This is a genomic window from Vibrio marisflavi CECT 7928, from assembly GCF_921294215.1.
GTDB classification, from domain to species: Bacteria; Pseudomonadota; Gammaproteobacteria; order Enterobacterales; family Vibrionaceae; genus Vibrio; species Vibrio marisflavi.
On sequence record NZ_CAKLDM010000002.1, the window covers coordinates 1,496,460 to 1,515,160 of the forward strand.

General features: G+C 41.1%; 17 protein-coding genes and 1 pseudogene. 13 read left to right on the forward strand and 5 right to left on the reverse strand.

The genetic code is table 11. From position 1 onward, the window contains the following. Positions 1-116: 116 nt before the first annotated feature. From L7A31_RS13630 to L7A31_RS13645, 4 genes are read left to right on the forward strand one after another with little or no spacing between them, the layout of a single operon-like run. The gene (locus L7A31_RS13630; RefSeq protein ID WP_237362331.1) at positions 117-1,811 is read left to right on the forward strand and encodes an NAD-dependent malic enzyme; all 1,695 of its coding nucleotides are present in this window, start codon (positions 117-119) and stop codon (positions 1,809-1,811) included. Between the two features lie 57 nt (positions 1,812-1,868). Further along, a complete protein-coding gene (locus tag L7A31_RS13635) occupies positions 1,869-2,192 on the forward strand; it encodes a DUF3392 domain-containing protein (RefSeq protein WP_237362332.1) in 324 nt (107 codons plus the stop codon). Further along, positions 2,144-2,941, forward strand: a complete 798-nt coding sequence (locus L7A31_RS13640) for a SanA/YdcF family protein (RefSeq protein ID WP_435532893.1) — start codon at positions 2,144-2,146, stop codon at positions 2,939-2,941. Before L7A31_RS13635 ends, L7A31_RS13640 begins: the two co-directional genes overlap by 49 nt. A gap of 53 nt (positions 2,942-2,994) precedes the next feature. Then, positions 2,995-3,819 (forward strand): DUF2797 domain-containing protein, encoded by an 825-nt coding sequence (locus tag L7A31_RS13645; RefSeq protein ID WP_237362334.1) that lies wholly within the window; start codon positions 2,995-2,997, stop codon positions 3,817-3,819. A gap of 86 nt (positions 3,820-3,905) precedes the next feature. Here the strand turns inward: L7A31_RS13645 and L7A31_RS13650 are convergent, their stop codons facing one another. Further along, positions 3,906-4,553 (reverse strand): isochorismatase family protein, encoded by a 648-nt coding sequence (locus L7A31_RS13650; RefSeq protein ID WP_237362335.1) that lies wholly within the window; start codon positions 4,551-4,553, stop codon positions 3,906-3,908. A 393-nt stretch (positions 4,554-4,946) separates the two neighbouring features. On the opposite strand from L7A31_RS13650, the gene trxB reads away from it, so the two are divergent. The 9 genes from trxB (at position 4,947) to L7A31_RS13690 (ending at position 16,562) form a co-directional block, all read left to right on the forward strand. After that, entirely contained in the window at positions 4,947-5,909 is a 963-nt protein-coding gene (gene trxB, locus L7A31_RS13655) for a thioredoxin-disulfide reductase (protein WP_237362336.1), read from the forward strand. Positions 5,910-6,023: 114 nt separating this feature from the next. Beyond that, positions 6,024-7,811 carry a heme ABC transporter permease/ATP-binding protein CydD gene (cydD, locus tag L7A31_RS13660; RefSeq protein WP_237362337.1) on the forward strand — a complete coding sequence of 596 codons (1,788 nt, stop codon included), beginning with the start codon at positions 6,024-6,026 and terminating at the stop codon, positions 7,809-7,811. After that, complete coding sequence (gene cydC, locus L7A31_RS13665) at positions 7,804-9,525, forward strand: heme ABC transporter ATP-binding protein/permease CydC (RefSeq protein WP_237362338.1); 1,722 nt, start codon at positions 7,804-7,806, stop codon at positions 9,523-9,525. Before cydD ends, cydC begins: the two co-directional genes overlap by 8 nt. A 215-nt stretch (positions 9,526-9,740) precedes the next feature. After that, positions 9,741-10,982 (forward strand): ISL3 family transposase, encoded by a 1,242-nt coding sequence (locus L7A31_RS13670; protein ID WP_237362339.1) that lies wholly within the window; start codon positions 9,741-9,743, stop codon positions 10,980-10,982. Between the two features lie 86 nt (positions 10,983-11,068). After that, positions 11,069-11,494 carry a hypothetical protein gene (locus L7A31_RS13675; RefSeq protein WP_237362340.1) on the forward strand — a complete coding sequence of 142 codons (426 nt, stop codon included), beginning with the start codon at positions 11,069-11,071 and terminating at the stop codon, positions 11,492-11,494. Between the two features lie 50 nt (positions 11,495-11,544). Beyond that, positions 11,545-12,351 (forward strand): substrate-binding periplasmic protein, encoded by an 807-nt coding sequence (locus L7A31_RS13680; RefSeq protein ID WP_237362341.1) that lies wholly within the window; start codon positions 11,545-11,547, stop codon positions 12,349-12,351. Positions 12,352-13,239: 888 nt separating this feature from the next. Then, positions 13,240-13,455: a DUF1656 domain-containing protein gene (locus tag L7A31_RS22240; protein ID WP_354003820.1), complete on the forward strand. Its 216-nt coding sequence runs from the start codon at positions 13,240-13,242 to the stop codon at positions 13,453-13,455. A gap of 15 nt (positions 13,456-13,470) precedes the next feature. Then, on the forward strand, positions 13,471-14,364 hold the full coding sequence (locus L7A31_RS13685) for an HlyD family secretion protein (RefSeq protein ID WP_237362342.1): 894 nt from the start codon (positions 13,471-13,473) through the stop codon (positions 14,362-14,364). Further along, the gene (locus L7A31_RS13690) at positions 14,361-16,562 is read left to right on the forward strand and encodes an FUSC family protein (RefSeq protein ID WP_237362343.1); all 2,202 of its coding nucleotides are present in this window, start codon (positions 14,361-14,363) and stop codon (positions 16,560-16,562) included. Before L7A31_RS13685 ends, L7A31_RS13690 begins: the two co-directional genes overlap by 4 nt. A 155-nt stretch (positions 16,563-16,717) precedes the next feature. On the opposite strand, the gene L7A31_RS13695 is transcribed toward L7A31_RS13690, so the two are convergent. The 4 genes and pseudogenes from L7A31_RS13695 to L7A31_RS13705 all read right to left on the reverse strand — a co-directional run bounded on the left by L7A31_RS13695 (position 16,718) and on the right by L7A31_RS13705 (position 18,699). Continuing rightward, on the reverse strand, positions 16,718-17,449 hold the full coding sequence (locus L7A31_RS13695; RefSeq protein WP_237362344.1) for a glutathione peroxidase: 732 nt from the start codon (positions 17,447-17,449) through the stop codon (positions 16,718-16,720). Between the two features lie 177 nt (positions 17,450-17,626). Beyond that, positions 17,627-17,752, reverse strand: a pseudogene (locus L7A31_RS22245) (transposase); the annotation flags it as partial. A gap of 12 nt (positions 17,753-17,764) precedes the next feature. Then, a complete protein-coding gene (locus L7A31_RS13700) occupies positions 17,765-18,061 on the reverse strand; it encodes a hypothetical protein (RefSeq protein ID WP_435532894.1) in 297 nt (98 codons plus the stop codon). Between the two features lie 47 nt (positions 18,062-18,108). Beyond that, positions 18,109-18,699, reverse strand: a complete 591-nt coding sequence (locus L7A31_RS13705; RefSeq protein WP_237362345.1) for a nucleotidyltransferase family protein — start codon at positions 18,697-18,699, stop codon at positions 18,109-18,111. Positions 18,700-18,701: the final 2 nt, after the last annotated feature.

The following is an 18,701-nucleotide window of genomic DNA, read 5'->3' on the forward strand; positions in this document are numbered from 1 at the left end:
TAATCCCTTGAGTTGGCGAAGACTTAACAAACAGATTGCTCGAATGACTATTTACATCAAACTAACTAATCCCTATCATTTGCGGGATTCCTTCCACACCCTACAATAGGCTAGAGATGAATAACGATAAACGCCCTCTATATATCCCTTACGCCGGTCCCGCTCTTCTTAGTACTCCACTTCTTAACAAAGGTAGTGCATTTAGCGCCTCAGAGCGCATGGATTTTAACCTTGAAGGTCTACTTCCTGAAGCAACGGAAACCATCGAAGAACAAGTTGAACGTGCTTATAAACAGTATCAGAATTTCGAAAATGACATGGATAAACACGTTTATCTGAGGAATATTCAAGATACCAACGAAACTTTGTTTTATCGCCTAGTTCAAAACCACATCTCAGAAATGATGCCTATTATTTACACGCCGACTGTAGGTGCTGCGTGTGAAAACTTCTCTAATATATACCGTCGTGGACGCGGGCTATTTATCTCTTACCCAAACAGAGACCGTATCGACGACCTAATCAACAACTCAACCAACCAACAAGTAAAAGTGATCGTAGTAACTGACGGTGAGCGTATTCTTGGTTTGGGTGACCAAGGCATTGGTGGTATGGGTATTCCTATTGGTAAGCTTGCGCTGTATACCGCTTGTGGTGGTATCAGTCCTGCTTATACGTTGCCAGTTGTTCTTGATGTGGGCACCAATAACCCACAAAGACTTGCAGATCCAATGTATATGGGCTGGAGACATCCACGTATCACGGGTGATGAGTACAACAATTTCGTAGAAGAGTTTATTCAAGCTGTAAGAAGACGCTGGCCTGATGTTCTTATCCAGTTTGAAGATTTCGCACAGAAAAATGCGATGCCTCTTCTGGAGCGTTACAAAGATAAAATCTGTTGTTTCAACGATGATATTCAAGGTACAGCAGCAGTTACAGTGGGCTCACTACTTGCGGCTTGTAAGGCAGCAGGCAACAAGCTTTCTGAACAGCGCATTACTTTCCTTGGTGCAGGCTCTGCTGGTTGCGGAATTGCAGAAGCAATTATCGCTCAAATGGTTGCAGAAGGTATTTCTGACAAGCAAGCACGTTCACAAGTTTACATGGTAGACCGCTGGGGACTGCTGCAAGAAGGCATGCCTAACCTGCTGGATTTCCAACAGCGCTTGGTTCAGAAACACTCTGATACAAAAGAGTGGACTAACGATAGTGAAGGCACTGGCTACTCGTTGCTCGACGTAATGACCAACGCTAAACCAACTATTCTGATTGGTGTTTCTGGTGCTCCAGGACTGTTTAGTAAAGAAGTCATTCAAGAAATGCACAAACACTGTCCTCGCCCAATCGTGTTCCCACTATCGAACCCGACAAGCCGAGTCGAAGCAACGCCAAGAGACATTATTCGTTGGACAAATGGTGACGCGTTGGTTGCAACTGGCAGTCCATTTGACCCTGTTGTACATGAAGATAAAACGTATCCAATCGCGCAGTGTAATAACAGCTATATATTCCCTGGTATCGGCCTTGGAGTACTAGCGGTCAATGCCAAACGTGTGACAGATGAGATGCTAATGGAGTCAAGCCGTGCGTTAGCTGAATGCTCTCCACTAGCTATTGATGGTAAGGGGTCTTTACTGCCACCACTTGAATCTATTCATATGGTGTCTAAGAAAATCGCATTTGCTGTTGCCAAGAAAGCCATTGAACAGGGTATGGCGCTAGAAATTACAGATGATGCGCTAGAAAAGGCAATCAACCGCTATTTCTGGCAGCCAGTTTATCGTCGCTATAAGCGCACCGCATTCTAAAAATTAACAACAATTTAGGACGCCTCCACCATCTGTTGGAGGCGTATCAAAACTCTTATGTTCAGTTTGTTAGCTCCAATGGGAAAGGCTCTCCTTCCCTATATGTTTGAAATTTCTACCGCTCTTGTCGCTTGTGTACTAGTATTGCTAGGTAATGAAATCAATGGCTTTTTTCGCCGAGCAATGCGCAATCAACATTTCATATTTAGAACGTTAGTGTTTATATTGATTAACGCATTTGGTTACGGTCTAATCATAGTCAAAGCCACCCCATATTTAGCCCATACGTTTCGTCAAATGCATGCTGGTGTCATGTTCAGTGTCATCGTCTTATGCTTTGTCGTCGTCGGAATTTGGGCCCAAAGGAACCGTCAAATATAGTGAGACGTTTGCTCGATAAGTTTAAACTTAACAACGCCTCGATTAAGAAGTGCCTTTCTGCTTTAGGTTACCTTCTTCTGGCTACCTTCATCGTATTATTAGCCGTGTTCACCTTAGACCGCTGGGTCTCTTTTCAAGCACGCGGCTCAATCATGACTAAAGATAGCCAAGTCCCACACTATGACGTAGCCGTTGTTCTAGGTACCAGCAAATACTTAGGTCGCACCCTAAATGAATATTACAGTCACAGAATTGAAGCAGCAATTCGCCTGTATAAAGAGGGAAAGGTAAACAACTTTTTGCTTAGCGGTGATAATGCTCACCGCTCATACAACGAGCCTTGGACCATGAAACGTGACTTGCTAAAAGCTGGAGTTCCAGACAATCATATTTATCTGGACTACGCAGGCTTTCGCACACTCGATTCCATCGTAAGAGCAAAAAAAATATTCGATACTGACCATTTTTTGATTATTTCACAGAAGTTTCACTGTGAAAGGGCTATTTACATAGCCAAACACTTCAATATCAATGCCCAATGCTTAGCCGTTCCCGGTCCAACTAAGCAGGAAGGCTTCCATATCCGAATTCGAGAATTCTTTGCAAGAGCAAAAGCGTTCTTAGATCTTTATATCACTCATACCCAACCTAAATTCTTAGGACCAAAAGAACCCATCGCAACAACTAACGAGCAAACAGACTCGGCGAAGGTTCAAGAAGTTGATAAGCCAATAAGCGCTGCCAATTAAAAACGTCAAAGCGTCGACTGAGTGATCAAAATACAAATATAAAGAGTAATGTCATGCAAAAACTTGCTACTGGAACACTTAAAAAAATGCGCGCATCACTTAGCGGTGATGTTCAATATCAACTCCCTGTTGGAGACGATCTTGTCGATTTAAATCAGTACATCGGTAAGTCCATCTCCCTTACTCACACAGGCAATATTTATTGCAGCTCATGTGGTAAAAAAACTAAGAAGAGTTATTCTCAGGGCCACTGCTTCGTCTGCATGAAAAAGCTCGCAAGTTGCGATATGTGTATCATGAAACCAGAGACTTGCCATTATGACCAAGGCACATGTAGAGAGCCACAATGGGGTGAAGAGAATTGTATGGTAGACCACTTTGTGTACCTTTCTAACACATCGAACTTGAAAGTGGGCATCACTCGCCACACACAGATTCCGACTCGCTGGATAGATCAAGGCGCTACGCAAGGATTGCCGATTTTTAAGGTCAAAACACGTTATATCTCCGGGCTGATAGAAGTTGAATTGGCGAAACATATCGCGGATAAGACCAACTGGCGTACACTGCTAAAAGGTGATGGCGAAAACATTGCATTGGAACAAGAAGCTGCTCGACTACTGCCTTTAGTCGAAGAAAAAGTACAGGAAATCAAACAAAAATTTGGCGATGATTCAATTGTAGATCTTAGTGAAAGCATCACCGATATTTCGTATCCGGTTAACGCTCACCCAACTAAAATCACTTCACATAACTTTGATAAAAACCCAGTCGTAGGGGGAGTATTGCAAGGTATCAAAGGGCAATACTTAATATTGGATACTGGCGTTATTAACGTTAGAAAGTTCACCTCTTATGAAGTTGAAGTAAGCGCATAGCATAACCAATATCTGCATAGCGCCCTACTCCAATTGAAATGTAGCTAAGCTCTTCTCAATGATGCTTAGCTACTGATTTTCATCAACTAGTCGTGGTTTTTCAAAAGCTCCGCATTTTCGACAAAGCGAATCCCTATAGCCTCCATCTTTGCTATGGCTTCATCAACAGTTTCTGCAGCAATGCCCCGTGTCCCACTAAGGTTAATGACCACATCAAAGCCAGCTTCTTTTAGTTGAGTCGCGGTTGTTGCCACACAATAATCTAGAGCCAACCCTCCTACAATCACTGTTTCAATCCCTTCGACTTGCAGAACCTCAATGACTCCAGTTGACTGAGTGTTGGCAAAATCGTGGTAGCAAGCACTGTACGGATGCTGATCTACTTCTATTCCTTTATAGACAAAGTATCGATATTCACTGGGCTTAGGCAGTTCATCTAAAAGCTCAAAGCCCATCGTGCCCGGGACAGCATGAACGTTCCAACGAACATCTACATCCTTACCTTCTATTGGCGAAAACTGAGGATTCTCGTCTGTGGCTACCCAGATTGCATTCGGGCTGTGTGCATCTTTGGAACCAATACGAATTCGCGCTTTTTCTGCTTGCTTGTTGAGCTCCGCCCCGATTTTGTCCCCTTCAGGGACTGGCAGCTCATCAGGACAAATTGGAGTGAACGTTTTCATGGCATCTACATCAAAAGATGCAACTTTCTCTTTGCTAGGAATCTTCAACATTTATCCTTGATTGGTTTTGGTGGTGTCCATCAATTTAATAGTTATCAAAAGTAATACTCATCCCTTTTCTCTTCCAATTCAACAAATAAGAATTTGTTACGATTACAATTTTTGTCACTGGTTCCACAAAAGCCCAAATCATGTCGAAAGTGTAATGCCAAGAACTCTCGTAATGAGTAAAGCAAACGGTCAACTGGCTGATCCAAGCCTTCGTAAAAGTGGCTTCCAATCAGTAGTTGCATCATAGAAAACAAATCACCTAGCTTAATTGTTTAAGCGGATAAACCGCGACGTTAACCTATAAAAACGAATAAGCTTTAATTACCCCTTTAATTTCCATACAATCAATCTCATAAAATAATTTGAATATGACCGTCATGATTTGGAGATTGCATGAGCGACGTTAAACATTGCCAACTACTCATCGTTGGCTCTGGCCCTGCTGGATATACTGCGGCTGTATATGCTGCGCGAGCTAACCTAAATCCAGTGCTTGTTACTGGAATACAGCAAGGTGGTCAATTAACGACAACGACTGAAGTTGAGAATTGGCCGGGTGATGCTGAAGGATTAACTGGCCCTGCGCTTATGGAAAGGATGAAGGAACACGCAGAACGATTTGAAACAGAAATCGTATTTGACCACATCAATGAAGTCGACTTATCCAAACGCCCATTTAGCCTAAAAGGCGACAGTCAGGAATACACTTGCGATGCTTTAATCATCTCAACAGGAGCATCTGCAAAATATCTAGGCCTAGATTCAGAAGAAGCTTTCAAAGGACGTGGTGTATCAGCCTGTGCGACTTGTGATGGCTTTTTCTACCGTAACCAAAAAGTCGCAGTTGTTGGCGGTGGCAACACTGCAGTAGAAGAGGCGCTATATCTATCGAATATCGCTTCTGAAGTGCACCTTATCCACCGTCGTGAAGGGTTCCGCGCTGAGAAAATTCTTATGAAGCGCTTAATGGACAAGGTAGAAAATGGCAACATCACGTTGCACACAAACCGCACGCTTGATGAAGTTCTGGGTGACGATATTGGGGTTTCTGGCGTACGTATCAAAGATACCCAATCTGGCGCGACAGAAGAGCTAGAAGTAATGGGCGCGTTTATCGCTATCGGCCATCAACCAAATACAGCTATTTTTAAGGGCCAAGTAGAGATGAACGATGATTACATTATCGTCCAGTCAGGCCTAAATGGTAACGCTACACAAACCAGTGTTGAAGGTGTGTTTGCGGCTGGAGATGTTATGGATCATACATACCGCCAAGCTATTACTTCAGCTGGTACAGGTTGTATGGCAGCATTGGATGCCGAGCGTTTCTTAGACAAAATGTCGAATAATTCGTAAATGTGATTTTGCAAATTTGTCCGCAATCGTATTGGCCCAATGGTATTACCATTGGGCTAACTTTTGTATAATGCCCCTCCTGTAACACGTAATAACTACCATTAAGCCTTCAAAATGGATAAAACTAAAAGACGTAGCTTGACCTCTTGGCTCAAGCAGCAGAGTAAGTTAGCAAAGCGCTGGCTTATGATTGCTGTGGGGTTAGGTATCGTTTCAAGCCTATTTTTACTCGCGCAAGCCGCTCTTCTTGCGACCATCCTCGATCATCTAATTATCAAACATGCTGATAAATATGAGCTGATCCCATACTTTATCGGCCTAGCAGCGACGATTGCAGTACGTGCAGTTTGCGCTTGGGGTAAGGAAATCGCCGGATATCGTTGTGGTGAACAAATTCGAATTTACATCAGGCGACAAATATTAGAGAAGCTTCGTGAACTAGGTCCTGCCTATATAAAAGGTAAACCAGCTGGTTCGTGGGCTACACTGCTGCTTGAGCAAGTGGAAGAGATGCAGGATTTCTTTGCCCGTTATCTGCCTCAAATGTCTCTTTCGGTAATGATCCCATTTATCATCCTTGTTGTTGTTTTCCCAGTGAACTGGGCTGCAGGGCTTATCTTTTTGATAACCGCCCCACTCGTCCCACTATTTATGGCACTTGTTGGGATGAAAGCCGCTGAAGCTAACCGCAAAAACTTCAAAGCGCTGCAACGTTTATCTGGACACTTTTATGACCGCCTACAAGCGATGACTACTATTCGTTTATTTGATCGTACAGATGCAGAAACAGAAGTAATGAAAGGTGCTTCAGAAGTATTCCGTACACGCACGATGGATGTACTGAAGATCGCTTTCCTATCCTCTGCGGTTTTGGAATTCTTCACATCAATTTCCATTGCTATTACCGCTGTATATTTTGGCTTTAGCTACATTGGCGAGCTTAACTTTGGCCATTACGGTGTAGCTGTATCGCTTCTTACTGGCCTCTTCGTTCTAATTTTGGCACCTGAGTTTTATCAGCCACTGCGCGATTTAGGTACTTTCTATCATGCTAAGCAACAGGCTATTGGTGCTGCAGAAAGCATTGTTGAGTTCTTAGAAACTGACGTGAGTAAAGTTCAATCTGGTAGTCACGACCTTTCTAGCGATACTAGTATTACCATTGAAGCGAAAAACCTAGAAGTGCGTAGCCCCGATGGCACTCATCTTGTTGGCCCGATCTCATTTAACCTAGCAAACAACAAAACTACTGCTCTTGTTGGGCCTAGTGGTGCAGGTAAAACGAGTTTAATTAACGCTTTATTAGGTTTCATGCCGTACCAAGGCAGCCTAAAGATCAATGGTGTTGAGCTTCGCGATACAAATCATGATACGTGGCGTAAACAAGTCAGTTGGGTAGGACAAAATCCACTACTTTTGCATGGCACAATTAAAGAGAACATTACTTTAGGTAAGCACGATATTGCTAACAGCACTATCGACAAAGCCCTTGAAGACTCTTTTGCAAAAGAGTTTGTTGCTAAACACGGCTTAGATTATCAAATCTCCGATCGCTCTGGCGGGCTTTCTGTAGGCCAAGCACAGCGTCTGGCACTTGCTCGTGCAATGCTACAAAACGGTCACTTCTGGCTTCTCGATGAGCCGACTGCAAGCCTAGATGCTCGCAGTGAAAGACTTGTTGTTGAAGGCTTGAACAAACAAATTCAAGGCAAAACAGCTCTTATGGTGACTCACCAGCTTGCTCCATTGAAAGACGTCGAACAAATTCTGGTTCTTCAAGATGGGAAATTAGTCCAAACTGGTAATTACGATAGCCTATCTAGCCAAGACGGACTGTTTAGTGACATGTTGAAATCAAATCTTCAACAAGAACAAGCGAACAAGGGGAATTTAGATGCGTGATTTACTCCCTTACTTAAAACTGTATAAAAAGCATTGGTTTGGTTTGTCACTAGGCATGATACTAGCCTTTGCAACTTTGGTCTGCTCAATTGGGCTGTTGACTTTATCAGGTTGGTTTCTTTCTGCTGCGGCTATCGCCGGACTTTCCATTGCACGTAAAACCTTCAACTACATGCTACCTGCTGGCTTCGTTCGCGGCTTTGCCATAGGACGAACTGCTGGTCGTTGGGGTGAACGTGTTGTTAGCCACGATGCCACATTTAAGTTACTAACAGACTTACGTATTTTCTTCTTTAAGAAACTTACGCCACTCATTCCCGGAAGAGTCTCAAACTTACGTGATGGCGATCTTCTCAACCGTTTGGTTGCGGATATTGATGCAATGGATCACGTCTATTTAAGACTGATTAGTCCAATTGTTATCGGTATCTTCGGTATTGCCTCTTTGGCCGCTTTCCTGACCTACTTCGATGTTGATCTAGGCTTAACGCTGGGCGCTATCTTGCTCGCTTTGTTACTGATTTGGCCTGTACTGTTCTACAAGCTTGGTAAACGAAACGGCGAAACCCTAACTAACAATAAAGCTAAGCTACGCATTGCTGCACTAGATTGGCTGGAAGGTTATAGTGAGCTGACTATTTTTGGAGCTGAAGGCCGTTATAGAAACGCGATCTTGGATGCACAAAGTAAACTGCTTTGTAACCAATACGTCAATGCTCATCTATCTGGCTTAGCACAAGCACTGCTGATGTTAGCGAATGGCTGGACTCTAGTCTTAATGATTTGGCTTTCTGCTGATGGTGTTGGTGGCCAACCTCCTGGCCCGATGATCGCGATGATGGCTTTCGCTACAATGGCAAGCTTTGAGATGCTAATGCCAATTGCAGGTGCGTTCCAATACTTAGGACAAACACTGACTTCTGCTCGCCGCTTAAATGAGGTGATTCTAGCCGAACCGGATGTTACCTTTTCTGAAGAGCAAAAAGAGCACAGTAACCAGTTCTCAATAGACTTTTCTAACGTAGAATTTAGCTATCCAGATAGCGACACTAAAGTGCTGAAAAATGTCGACCTAACCATTGGCGCGAAACAGAAAGTAGCAATACTTGGCCAAACGGGTTCGGGCAAATCAACGATGCTACAACTATTGTCTCGCTATTGGGACCCACAATCAGGCAGCGTATCTATTGCTGGGCAGTCTCTAACAGAATGGAATGAAAGCCAGCTGCGTAAATCCGTGAGTGTGGTGAGTCAGCGCGTTGACGTACTAAATGGCACATTACGCGACAACTTACTGATGGCTAGCCCTGATGCAACTGATGAGCTAATTTCTAAAACACTAACCGAGGTGGGTTTAGAAAAGCTGTTGGATGACAAAGGATTAGATGCTTGGCTTGGTGATGGTGGACGCCAGCTATCTGGTGGTGAAAAACGCCGTATTGGTATTGCACGTGCGCTGCTACATGATGCGCCGATCATGCTTTTAGACGAACCGACAGAAGGTCTTGATAAGAGCACAGAAAAGCAGATCATGACTTTGCTTGAATCACACTACCAAGATAAAACTGTGCTATTCATTACCCACCGTTTGGTAAACCTAGCCAAAATGGATGCGATATGCTTAATTGAACAAGGTGAAGTGGTTGAACACGGCTCTCATGATCAATTAATCGCACGTGCTGGACGTTATTACCAGCTCACTCAATCGATTTAATTCTAAGGCCGACATTGTCGGCCTTTTTTATATCTCATCAATTATCTATAACAATAACGTAAGTTGGAGAAAGGTATGTACATTGCAATGAACCGATTCAAAATTCGCCTAGGACATGAAGAAGATTTTCGGCTCTTTTCAATTTCCTGTGGGCTATAAAGTCAGGTATCATAAGGGCTCAGCCCATCCTCTAATATCTGAATGTTCTCACTATTATGGCCAACATTACGCTTCCTCTTGATATCGACTCACTAAAAATATTATCACAAGACATTGATGAAAAAGGTAATATTGTCCTTACCGTAGAGAGTAAGTGTCAGCAGACCCACTGCCATAAGTGCGGAAAATCCGCGACAAAACGACATGGCTATGGTGAAACCATGAAAGTCCGGCATACCTCTATTTTGGACACGCCAGTCATACTGAAAATCAAGCCAGTTCGATATCTGTGCGAGCATTGTGGCGATGGTCCTACCACACTAGAAAAATTCGATTGGGTGGCTAAGGGAGGAAAAATCACTAAAGGCCTAGAAACCTACATTCAACGTTCCCTCATCAATAGCACGATTCAAGATGTGTCACGCAAAGAAGGCGTTTCCTATAGTACGATTTCAACGATGCTCTCGCACAGCATTGGCGTTACCGTCAACTGGGATAACCTCCGTGACTTACATACCATTGGTATTGACGAAATTAGCAACCGAAAGGGCTTCCAAGACTTTGTTGCGATAGTCAGTGCAAAGGATACGCAAGGTAACCTGTCTATTTTAGCCGTATTGGATGACCGTAAGAAGGAGACGGTATTGGATTTCTTTCAATCCATTCCCGATGAGTTAAAACAGACGGTGAAACACGTCTGTACCGATATGTATGATGGCTTTATCAATGCGGCTGTGGAAGTGTTTGGGCAGAAGAAGGTCGTGGTCGATCGTTATGATGTGGCTAAGCTCTACCGACAGCCTCTAGACGATTTAAGAATCAAAGAAATGAAGCGGCTCAAGTTAGAGTTATCCGCTGCAGACTATGCTGAACTGAAGGGGATGATGTGGATTTTACGCAAACAACATGAATGCCTCACTGAGACAGAAAAAAGCAAACTGACTCTACTTTATCGCCATTCTCCTTTACTGAAGAAAGCTCACCGTCAAGCGTTAACGTTGACCCATATTTTCAACACCCATAGTGATAGGAAGTCAGCGATAGCGAAAATAGACCGATGGATTACACAGGTTGAAAAAAGCGAATTGTCGTGTTTCGATAGATTTATCGGTACCCTAACAAAATACAAATCCAGCATAGCTAACTACTTTAAGAATAGGAAGAATAGTGGGTTTGTTGAGGGTCTAAACAACAAGATCAAAGTTGTCAAAAGACGATGTTATGGTTTCACAAAAGCAGAGTCGTTATTCCAGAGATTGACGCTGGATTTACAGGGCTACAGAATGCTCGGAATCTGACCCACAGGAAATTGAAAAGAGCCTTTGCTCGGCCCCCTCAAAGTGAAATGAACCTTCACAGGCCATTAAGGGAAACCCAGCAGGAATTGAGTGATATTTTTTCATGGCAAACCTCACGTGTGGTGTCGAAGTCGCTCAGCTTACAATACGATAAAGTACTGTATTTATTGGAGCATACTCCTAAAGCAGAATCGCTAATCGGTAAGAAAGTAATGGTACACGACTACCCCAACGGCTGTATTGACGTCAAATATTGTGGAGAGTCACTTCCATGTAAGGCTTTTGATAAGCTTGATAAGGTTCGGCAAGGCGAAATCGTTGATAACAAACGCTTGGGCGCGGTGTTAGCTTTAGCGCGTTATGAGCAGGCAGAATTAGAGTCGCAAGGAAAAAGGCAGCGGAACGCATCTTCACCAAATAGGAAGGAGCAAGTACGCCAATACATCATGAACCCTGCTGTAGTAGAGCAAATAAAACAAGAACAAAACGAACTCCAAAAATTAGACACTTGAATATTTCTACCTATTCTTATATGAAGCGCTGAATTGTTTAGGTGGCAATTATGAAAAAGATTATACAGACAGTTTTTTACTCTGTAATGGGTTACTTGAGTATCTCCCCTGTTTATAGCTGTGAATTGATTATGGGGTATAGAACCAATGCAAAACCTCCTTTGATTGCAAGTGCTCCAGACAATAGTGGCCTATATTTCGATCTGTTTAAAACCGCGGCAGATCGGATAGGATGCAGTTTAAAAGTTGAAAGGAAACCTAAAAAACGAATCATGAATAGTATAATAACTGGGAAAATAGATTTTTACCCAGGGCTAAAGTTTACCGAAAAAAGGGCAAAGAACTACGGATATATTGATAATGGTCTAACAAGTTCATATGCACTTCTAACTAGGATTGATGCGCCTGACTTTAAAAATAGAGATGACATCCTCAAAGCCAAACCAATAGAAATTTTGCCTTATGGCGGTCCAGATTTACTAAAACTCAATATTCCTAAGAAATCACCTAAAGAAGCAACGACATTAGATATCATGAAAGTAATAAGCAAAGGCGGTGGAGATATCTATTTTTACAACAAAGACAGTTTGCTTTATGCACTAAAAGAGCATCCTATGCCCAATTTGAGAGTTCAAGAATGTTGTAGCGAACCAGAGCCAATGTATTTGGGTTTTTCATTAAAGTCAGAAAATTATAATGCAGTTCCGAATGAAAACTTTAACTCCAGTCAGCCTGTAAGCGCGGCCAATTCGCCTGTGATATATGGTCCAAATTCCGTAGCGAAAAAGCTCGCCGATACGCTAGCGGATATGAAAAAAGAGGGAGTAACTTCAGAAATATACAAAAAGTATTATTGAATCACCTCAGCAGAATGTTCCAATCTTACCGGCAATTTGCTTATTTCAATTCTTAGTGATTCTGAACGTAATGAAACTTTGGCAGCTCGATTATCGCTCTCAGCCTTTGTTCATATCACTAGTACTAAAAGTGCCATTTCTATCTTGGAGAGCAATGTGACATTTTAAAATTGTTGCAACACAGATTTAGACCAAAAAAAGCCCCCCGTATGGGAGGCTTTTTTGTTTGTTCTGAAAAAATTTAGATGCGTTTGCCCTGCAAGCACCTTCAATGATCACGAGTATATGTTATAATAGTATTACAATTAATTCATTCTTTGAATAAAGAAAACCACGGGTTTAACCGTGGATGGATGACTTTTGAGACGGTACCATGACTCAATGCAATATTACACCTCGTTCCATAGTGTCTATTACACGAAGTATCACGTAGTTTGGGTAACTAAATACAGTTAGCTTAGTAAGGTTTGCTGGGAAGAGAACATTGTTTGGTCGCCAGGCTACTTTGCCAGTAGCGTAGGGGGTAATGAGCAGGGCAACCGCATGAGTGGGTTTAGATCACATTTTTATATGCTCACTGACCTCGAAACAAACTAAATCGAGGCGATTCAGGCTTGAATAGCACCTAAAATGTGACTTGGATCTGTTCGTGCGGTCGCCCTGGGGTAATGAGCAAGTCATAGCGAATTATGTTAGACATCAGGGCGAAAAGGATTCAGGTCAACTCCGTATGTAGTTATAGCAGTAAGTGCCCCTTGCATGCTTGGCGGTATCGTTGGATAAAAACTATTCCTAGAGTCGTAATTGTTCTGAAACAATTTAGATGTGTTTTCCCCAGCTGCTTGCTTCAACAACAGTGGTTGAATATTAAATGAGTATAAATGAAAGATGTTAGATCATATCCCTAAAGAAATAGCTATTGGAGAAATTTACTTGCCACCCTTACTTATTTCAGGTTTTTTCGCGGTTTTTTTCACCTCTATCACTGTTCGAATTTTCAATAGAATGAGATGGTACAAATACGTATTAAGTCCCCCCTTAGTCGAGTTATGCATTACGGTCATTTATACAATATTCATCAGTACTTTTATCTTTCCATCATAAGAATAGAGATTTTCCATGTTCCAACGTGCATTTATTACTACTTGTTGTGTGCTTTTTGCTTTTATAGCCATAGCTTGGAAATATGAGCAATATTTGTTGAACCCTTGGACTAGAGATGGCCTGGTCAAGGCTCACATTGTCCAAATTGCACCTCGTGTTACAGGTCCAATAATACACATTGATATTAAAGATAATGTCGAAGTCAAAGCGGGTCAGATTCTATTTACTATCGATCCACGAACGTACAAAGTAGCCTTAGCAAAAGCCAAAGCTAACTTAGATCAGGCTAAAGCTCAGTTGAAAGAAGCTAAAGATCAAGCGGACAGAGATATCCAATTAGCTCAGCGTCAACCAAGTTCGATACCTCAAATAACCTTATTTCAGAAAAAAAATGCCGTTATTCAGGCGCAAGCAGATGTAAAAGCTGCTGAATCTATTTATCAGAAAAGCAAGCTCGATCTTAGTTTTACCAAAGTTACGGCCCCTGTTGATGGATATATCACAAACTTAAATTTAAATGTTGGTAGTCAAGTTGTTGAAAATCAGCCAGTCGTTGCTCTGATTGATAAGAACAGTTTCTGGATTGACGGATTTTTTAAAGAAACAGATATTAGCGATATTGCTGTAGGTGATAAAGCGACAGTTACGTTAATGGCTTACAGGGATCAGCCATTATCTGGCTCTGTTGAAAGCATAGGCTATGGTATTTCTCAGGAAGATGGAAGTACGGGATACTTTCTTTTACCTAATGTTAAACCAACATTTCAATGGATTCGGTTAGCACAACGTATTCCTGTTCGTATCCGATTAAATAATGTACCGGATAATATTCAATTGCGTATTGGAGCATCAGCATCAATTATTCTTCATAAAAAGAGTCGCATCAAGCATGTTAAGGAATTAAAATGAGGCCAAAACGGTGGGTTTTACCATTAAAAGTGGCAGCAGCACTAGCTCTATCTATTGTTGTCTCTCTAGTGCTTGGTTGGGATAAAGCGTATTGGGCTGCATTTGCTGTTATTATAATGGCTGCAAACGTACCTAATGAAACGACAGGGTATTCGCTTAAAATAGGACGTCTACGATTAATAGGTACCTTTGCAGGTATAATTATCACCTTTTTATTGGTGGGCTTATTTGGTCAGCAAGCTCTTGCCTTTTTAACTGTCTATTCTATTATAATTGCTACTTGCGTTTATCAGCAGACTAACACTAGGCATGGTTATGCATGGAGGATGGCAATTATTGTTTCTTCTATTATAATTGACATGGGAAATATGACAACGGGACAATTATTTGCAATTTCTGCAAATCGATTACAAGAAACAATTCTAGGTGTACTATGCTTTAGCTTAATTTCTAGTATCTTCAGTCCAGTATCGAGTCGAGTGGCTTTAATAAATATTTTAAAAGATAACGCTAAAAATAAGATTGATGAGATTGAAGAGGCGATCAATAGCTTGAATACAAGTAATACGCTCAACAAAAAAAATTTCGACGGAGAGAACTTAGAATACTTAGCGCGTATAGATGACGCCTTGCAAGCAGCAAAACTTGGTAGTTATCAAGTTAGTCGTGACTTTGCTACTTGGGAAAATATTAGAGATCTACAAAATAAGTGGAGCCTTATAAATGGCCATGTCTATGAAGCTCTTAGTCTTCTCGAAACACCATTTAATCAAGAGCAGAAACAAGATTTAATTTTGATTTTAACGCAACTTAAAAATAGATACACCAACACTGTCAACTTATTTGAATATGTATTAGAAAACCCACAACCAAGTAAACATGATCTTCTGTACCACATTAATAATACTAGATTGCAGCTAACCCATAACTCTACTCTTAAATCATTACTAGAAGGCCAACATTCTCTACGTGGACCATTAGGAATGTTGAGAGAAAATTTACTAAAAATGGATATGGTTCAAGAGGAGATTTATCAACATCTTGTACAAGCTATGATAAGTGATAAGCCATTACACCCTCGCAAAAAGAAGCCAACTGAATCAGCAATATTAACGATAACTCTTAAGTCTGAATGTCTGATTAATGCTCTTAAAATTTTTATTATTTTTTGGATAAGTGTTGCTTTGTGGGTATATGTACCAATGCAAGGGGGGGCTATGTTCGTCGTACTAACATTGATCTATGGGAGTGTAGCCCTCTCACTTCCATTTGTGAGCCCTCGTTATACGTTGAATCGGCTGTTATTCTGGTCTATTTCGGCATTATCTCAATATACATTAATTTTGCCTCACTTGAGCCAACTATGGCAAATCGGAGTGTTCTATTTCATTAATGTATTCATCATTTGGTTTTACTTTAATCGCCCTATACAAATTATGGATCGCCTGCTAGGTTGCCAAATATTAATTCTTATAACATCAAGCGCAACTACACAAATACCAAACTATAGCATTAATAACGGCCTACTCACTGTCGCTCTCATATCAATGGGGCTAATCATCATTTTATGGGTTTATAACGGGATTTACTCTAGCCAGCCAGAATTTGTTTTTTTGCGCCAATTGAATCAATTCCGAATTTCTTTATACTTAAGAATAAAAAAAATCCTCAAGAAAAAATCATCTAAAATTATATCGATACAGGTGTTACAACCTGTACAGGCAGTTTCCTTAGCTGAAATGGCAAGTTCAAAAATTAATTGGTCTAATTATAGTAAAGTTGATAAACAGCAAGTAACAACCTTACTTAATCTTACTTACAGAGCTTGTTTTCATTATCGATCATTTGAAGATAAGTATAATAACTGGACAGATAAAAACTATAGTGAAGGTATCAATCGATTAATTATTCAGAGTTTAATAGAACTAGCTAAAAATTTACGTAGCAGCAATATTCATGAAAAACAAAAAGAATATAATACCTCTACGTTATGTTCTCTAAAAGAAAAGTTATTAACTCATAAAAATAATAAATGTCACTCGATAATAACAACTGTTTTTACTGAAGATGAAATAGATATAAATTGTGATCTAATTACTTCTTTACTAATTTTCATTCAATCTGTTAAAGATATCGATATCATAAAGTTTTCAAAAAGTCAGATCTCTCAACTGAAGTCAACACCTTTTTCGCTATAGAAAGTACAGATGCTTACAGGCAGTTATTCCAACAACATGATTTTATCGTCAACGAACATAGCAGCGAAGCTGCTATGTTCGTCAGTAAACTCTGTCAGAAAGACTTTGAAATCGCTAAACATGGACACTTTTTTCAACCTGTGAAATCTATCGGTTTATTGAGCTAGGTAGGCGTCCAATTCGTCACTACCACCGATGTGCATTCCGCCGATAAATACTTGAGGGACAGTTGTACGGCCAGTCACAGCGCGTAAGCTCACGGTTGTTGCATCTTTACCTAAAACGATTTCTTCATATTGTAGACCTTTGTCGGTCAGTACTTGTTTGGCTTTTGCACAGAAAGGGCAGCCCGGTTTGGTGAATACAGCGATAGATTCTTGAGTTTTATGGTTTGGTGCAATATAGCTAAGCATTGTGTCTGCATCAGATACTTTGAATGGATCGCCTGGCTCATTTGGCTCAATGAACATTTTTTCAACCACACAATTTTTAACCAGCATGCTGTATCGCCAAGATCGTTTACCAAAGCCATTGTCTTGCATATCAACCAACATGCCCATTCCTGCAGTAAACTCACCGTTACCGTCAGGGATAAAGGTGACGTTTTCCGCTTCTTGGTCACTTTTCCAAGCATTCATAACAAAGGTGTCATTGACAGAAATACATACGATTTCGTCTACGCCATATTGTTGGAATACAGGCTGAAGCTCGTTATATCTTGGCAAATGACTTGATGAACAGGTTGGTGTAAATGCGCCTGGTAAGCTAAATACAATGATGGATTTGTCTTTGAAAATTTCGTCTGTTGTGACGTTTACCCAAATATCTCCTTGGCTGATTGGAAAAGTAACTTTTGGTACTGTTTGACCTTCTTTGTTTAATGACATAATTCTATCCTCGTTTCTAAAATATAAGCAGACTGTATGTTAACACTAGTTGTTGCTCTGAAAAACAGTTCATCCAGTAAATCGATAACTCTCCTCATGTGTAGAAGTTTAAAGTTGCTCTAACCGTGACCAGGTTTATGGCTCTTTTCAATTTCTTGTGGTTCAGATCCCCAGCATTCAGTAGCCCTGTAAATTGAGCGTCAATCTCTGGAATAACGACTCAGTTTTTGTGAAACAATAGCACCGCCTTTTGACGACTTTGATCTTATTGTTTAGCCCCTCAACAAATCCACTATTCTTCCTATCCTTAAAGTATCAACTCATTGCGAGTCTTAAATTGTTTTTAATTTTTCTTGAGGCCCCATCAGTCCAAGTTTTCTCCTGAATTGTGTCATCGAAAATCAGTACGCCGTCTTCACGTTCCACTTTTCTAACGGCAGTTTTTACCTGCTGCCATAAGTCTTTGGAAGTATAATCTTCTTTCGATAACAACCGAGTAATCTGGTCATGGCTGACCGCCCCTTCAACCATAGCAGATAGACCAGTGGCGGTAGTTTCACCAAAGGTACTCAACAAATAATCAGTATATAAATCAAAGTTACACTTTTTCATTTCGACATATTATAAGAAACTTAGTGCGTAACATCAGTGAGTTAACTTTAGTTCGCTACCAAGCCCAACTTTTTCGCTGCTTCAAGAGTATCAACGTCGATGATGACCCCATTATCGCTGACAGGAACTTCTAAATAATGCTCTATATTTTGTTCAATGACGTTCCGGGCACCAGTGCAAGCTTTTAATTGGCTCAGAATAGTAAAGAAGTGACGAGAAAAAATAACCGGATGGCCGTGAGTTTTTTCAAATACAGGCCTTAAGATACACCGTTTATCACATTGATTATGAAGCTCAATAATCGTGGAATAGTTTATATATGGCATATCCGCGAGGAAAATAGCGCAGAAACTTGGAGTGAGCTCAGACTGTAGAATATGGTTAAGGCCTACTGCGATGCTCGCTCCTAAACTATCGTCTTCTCGTTTATCGTGAGGCAGTAACGTGACACAATCACTATCAAACGAAATACTCGACATATCATCGTCATGCTTGTGTACAACGATAATCTGCGTATATAAGCCATAGAGTGATTGCAAAGTCTGCTCAAGCAAAGGCGGAGTGCCAACAAATCTCTTGTCTACACCAAAACGCTTCGAATCCCCAGCCGCGAGCAATAAAGCACAAAACTCAACCACAT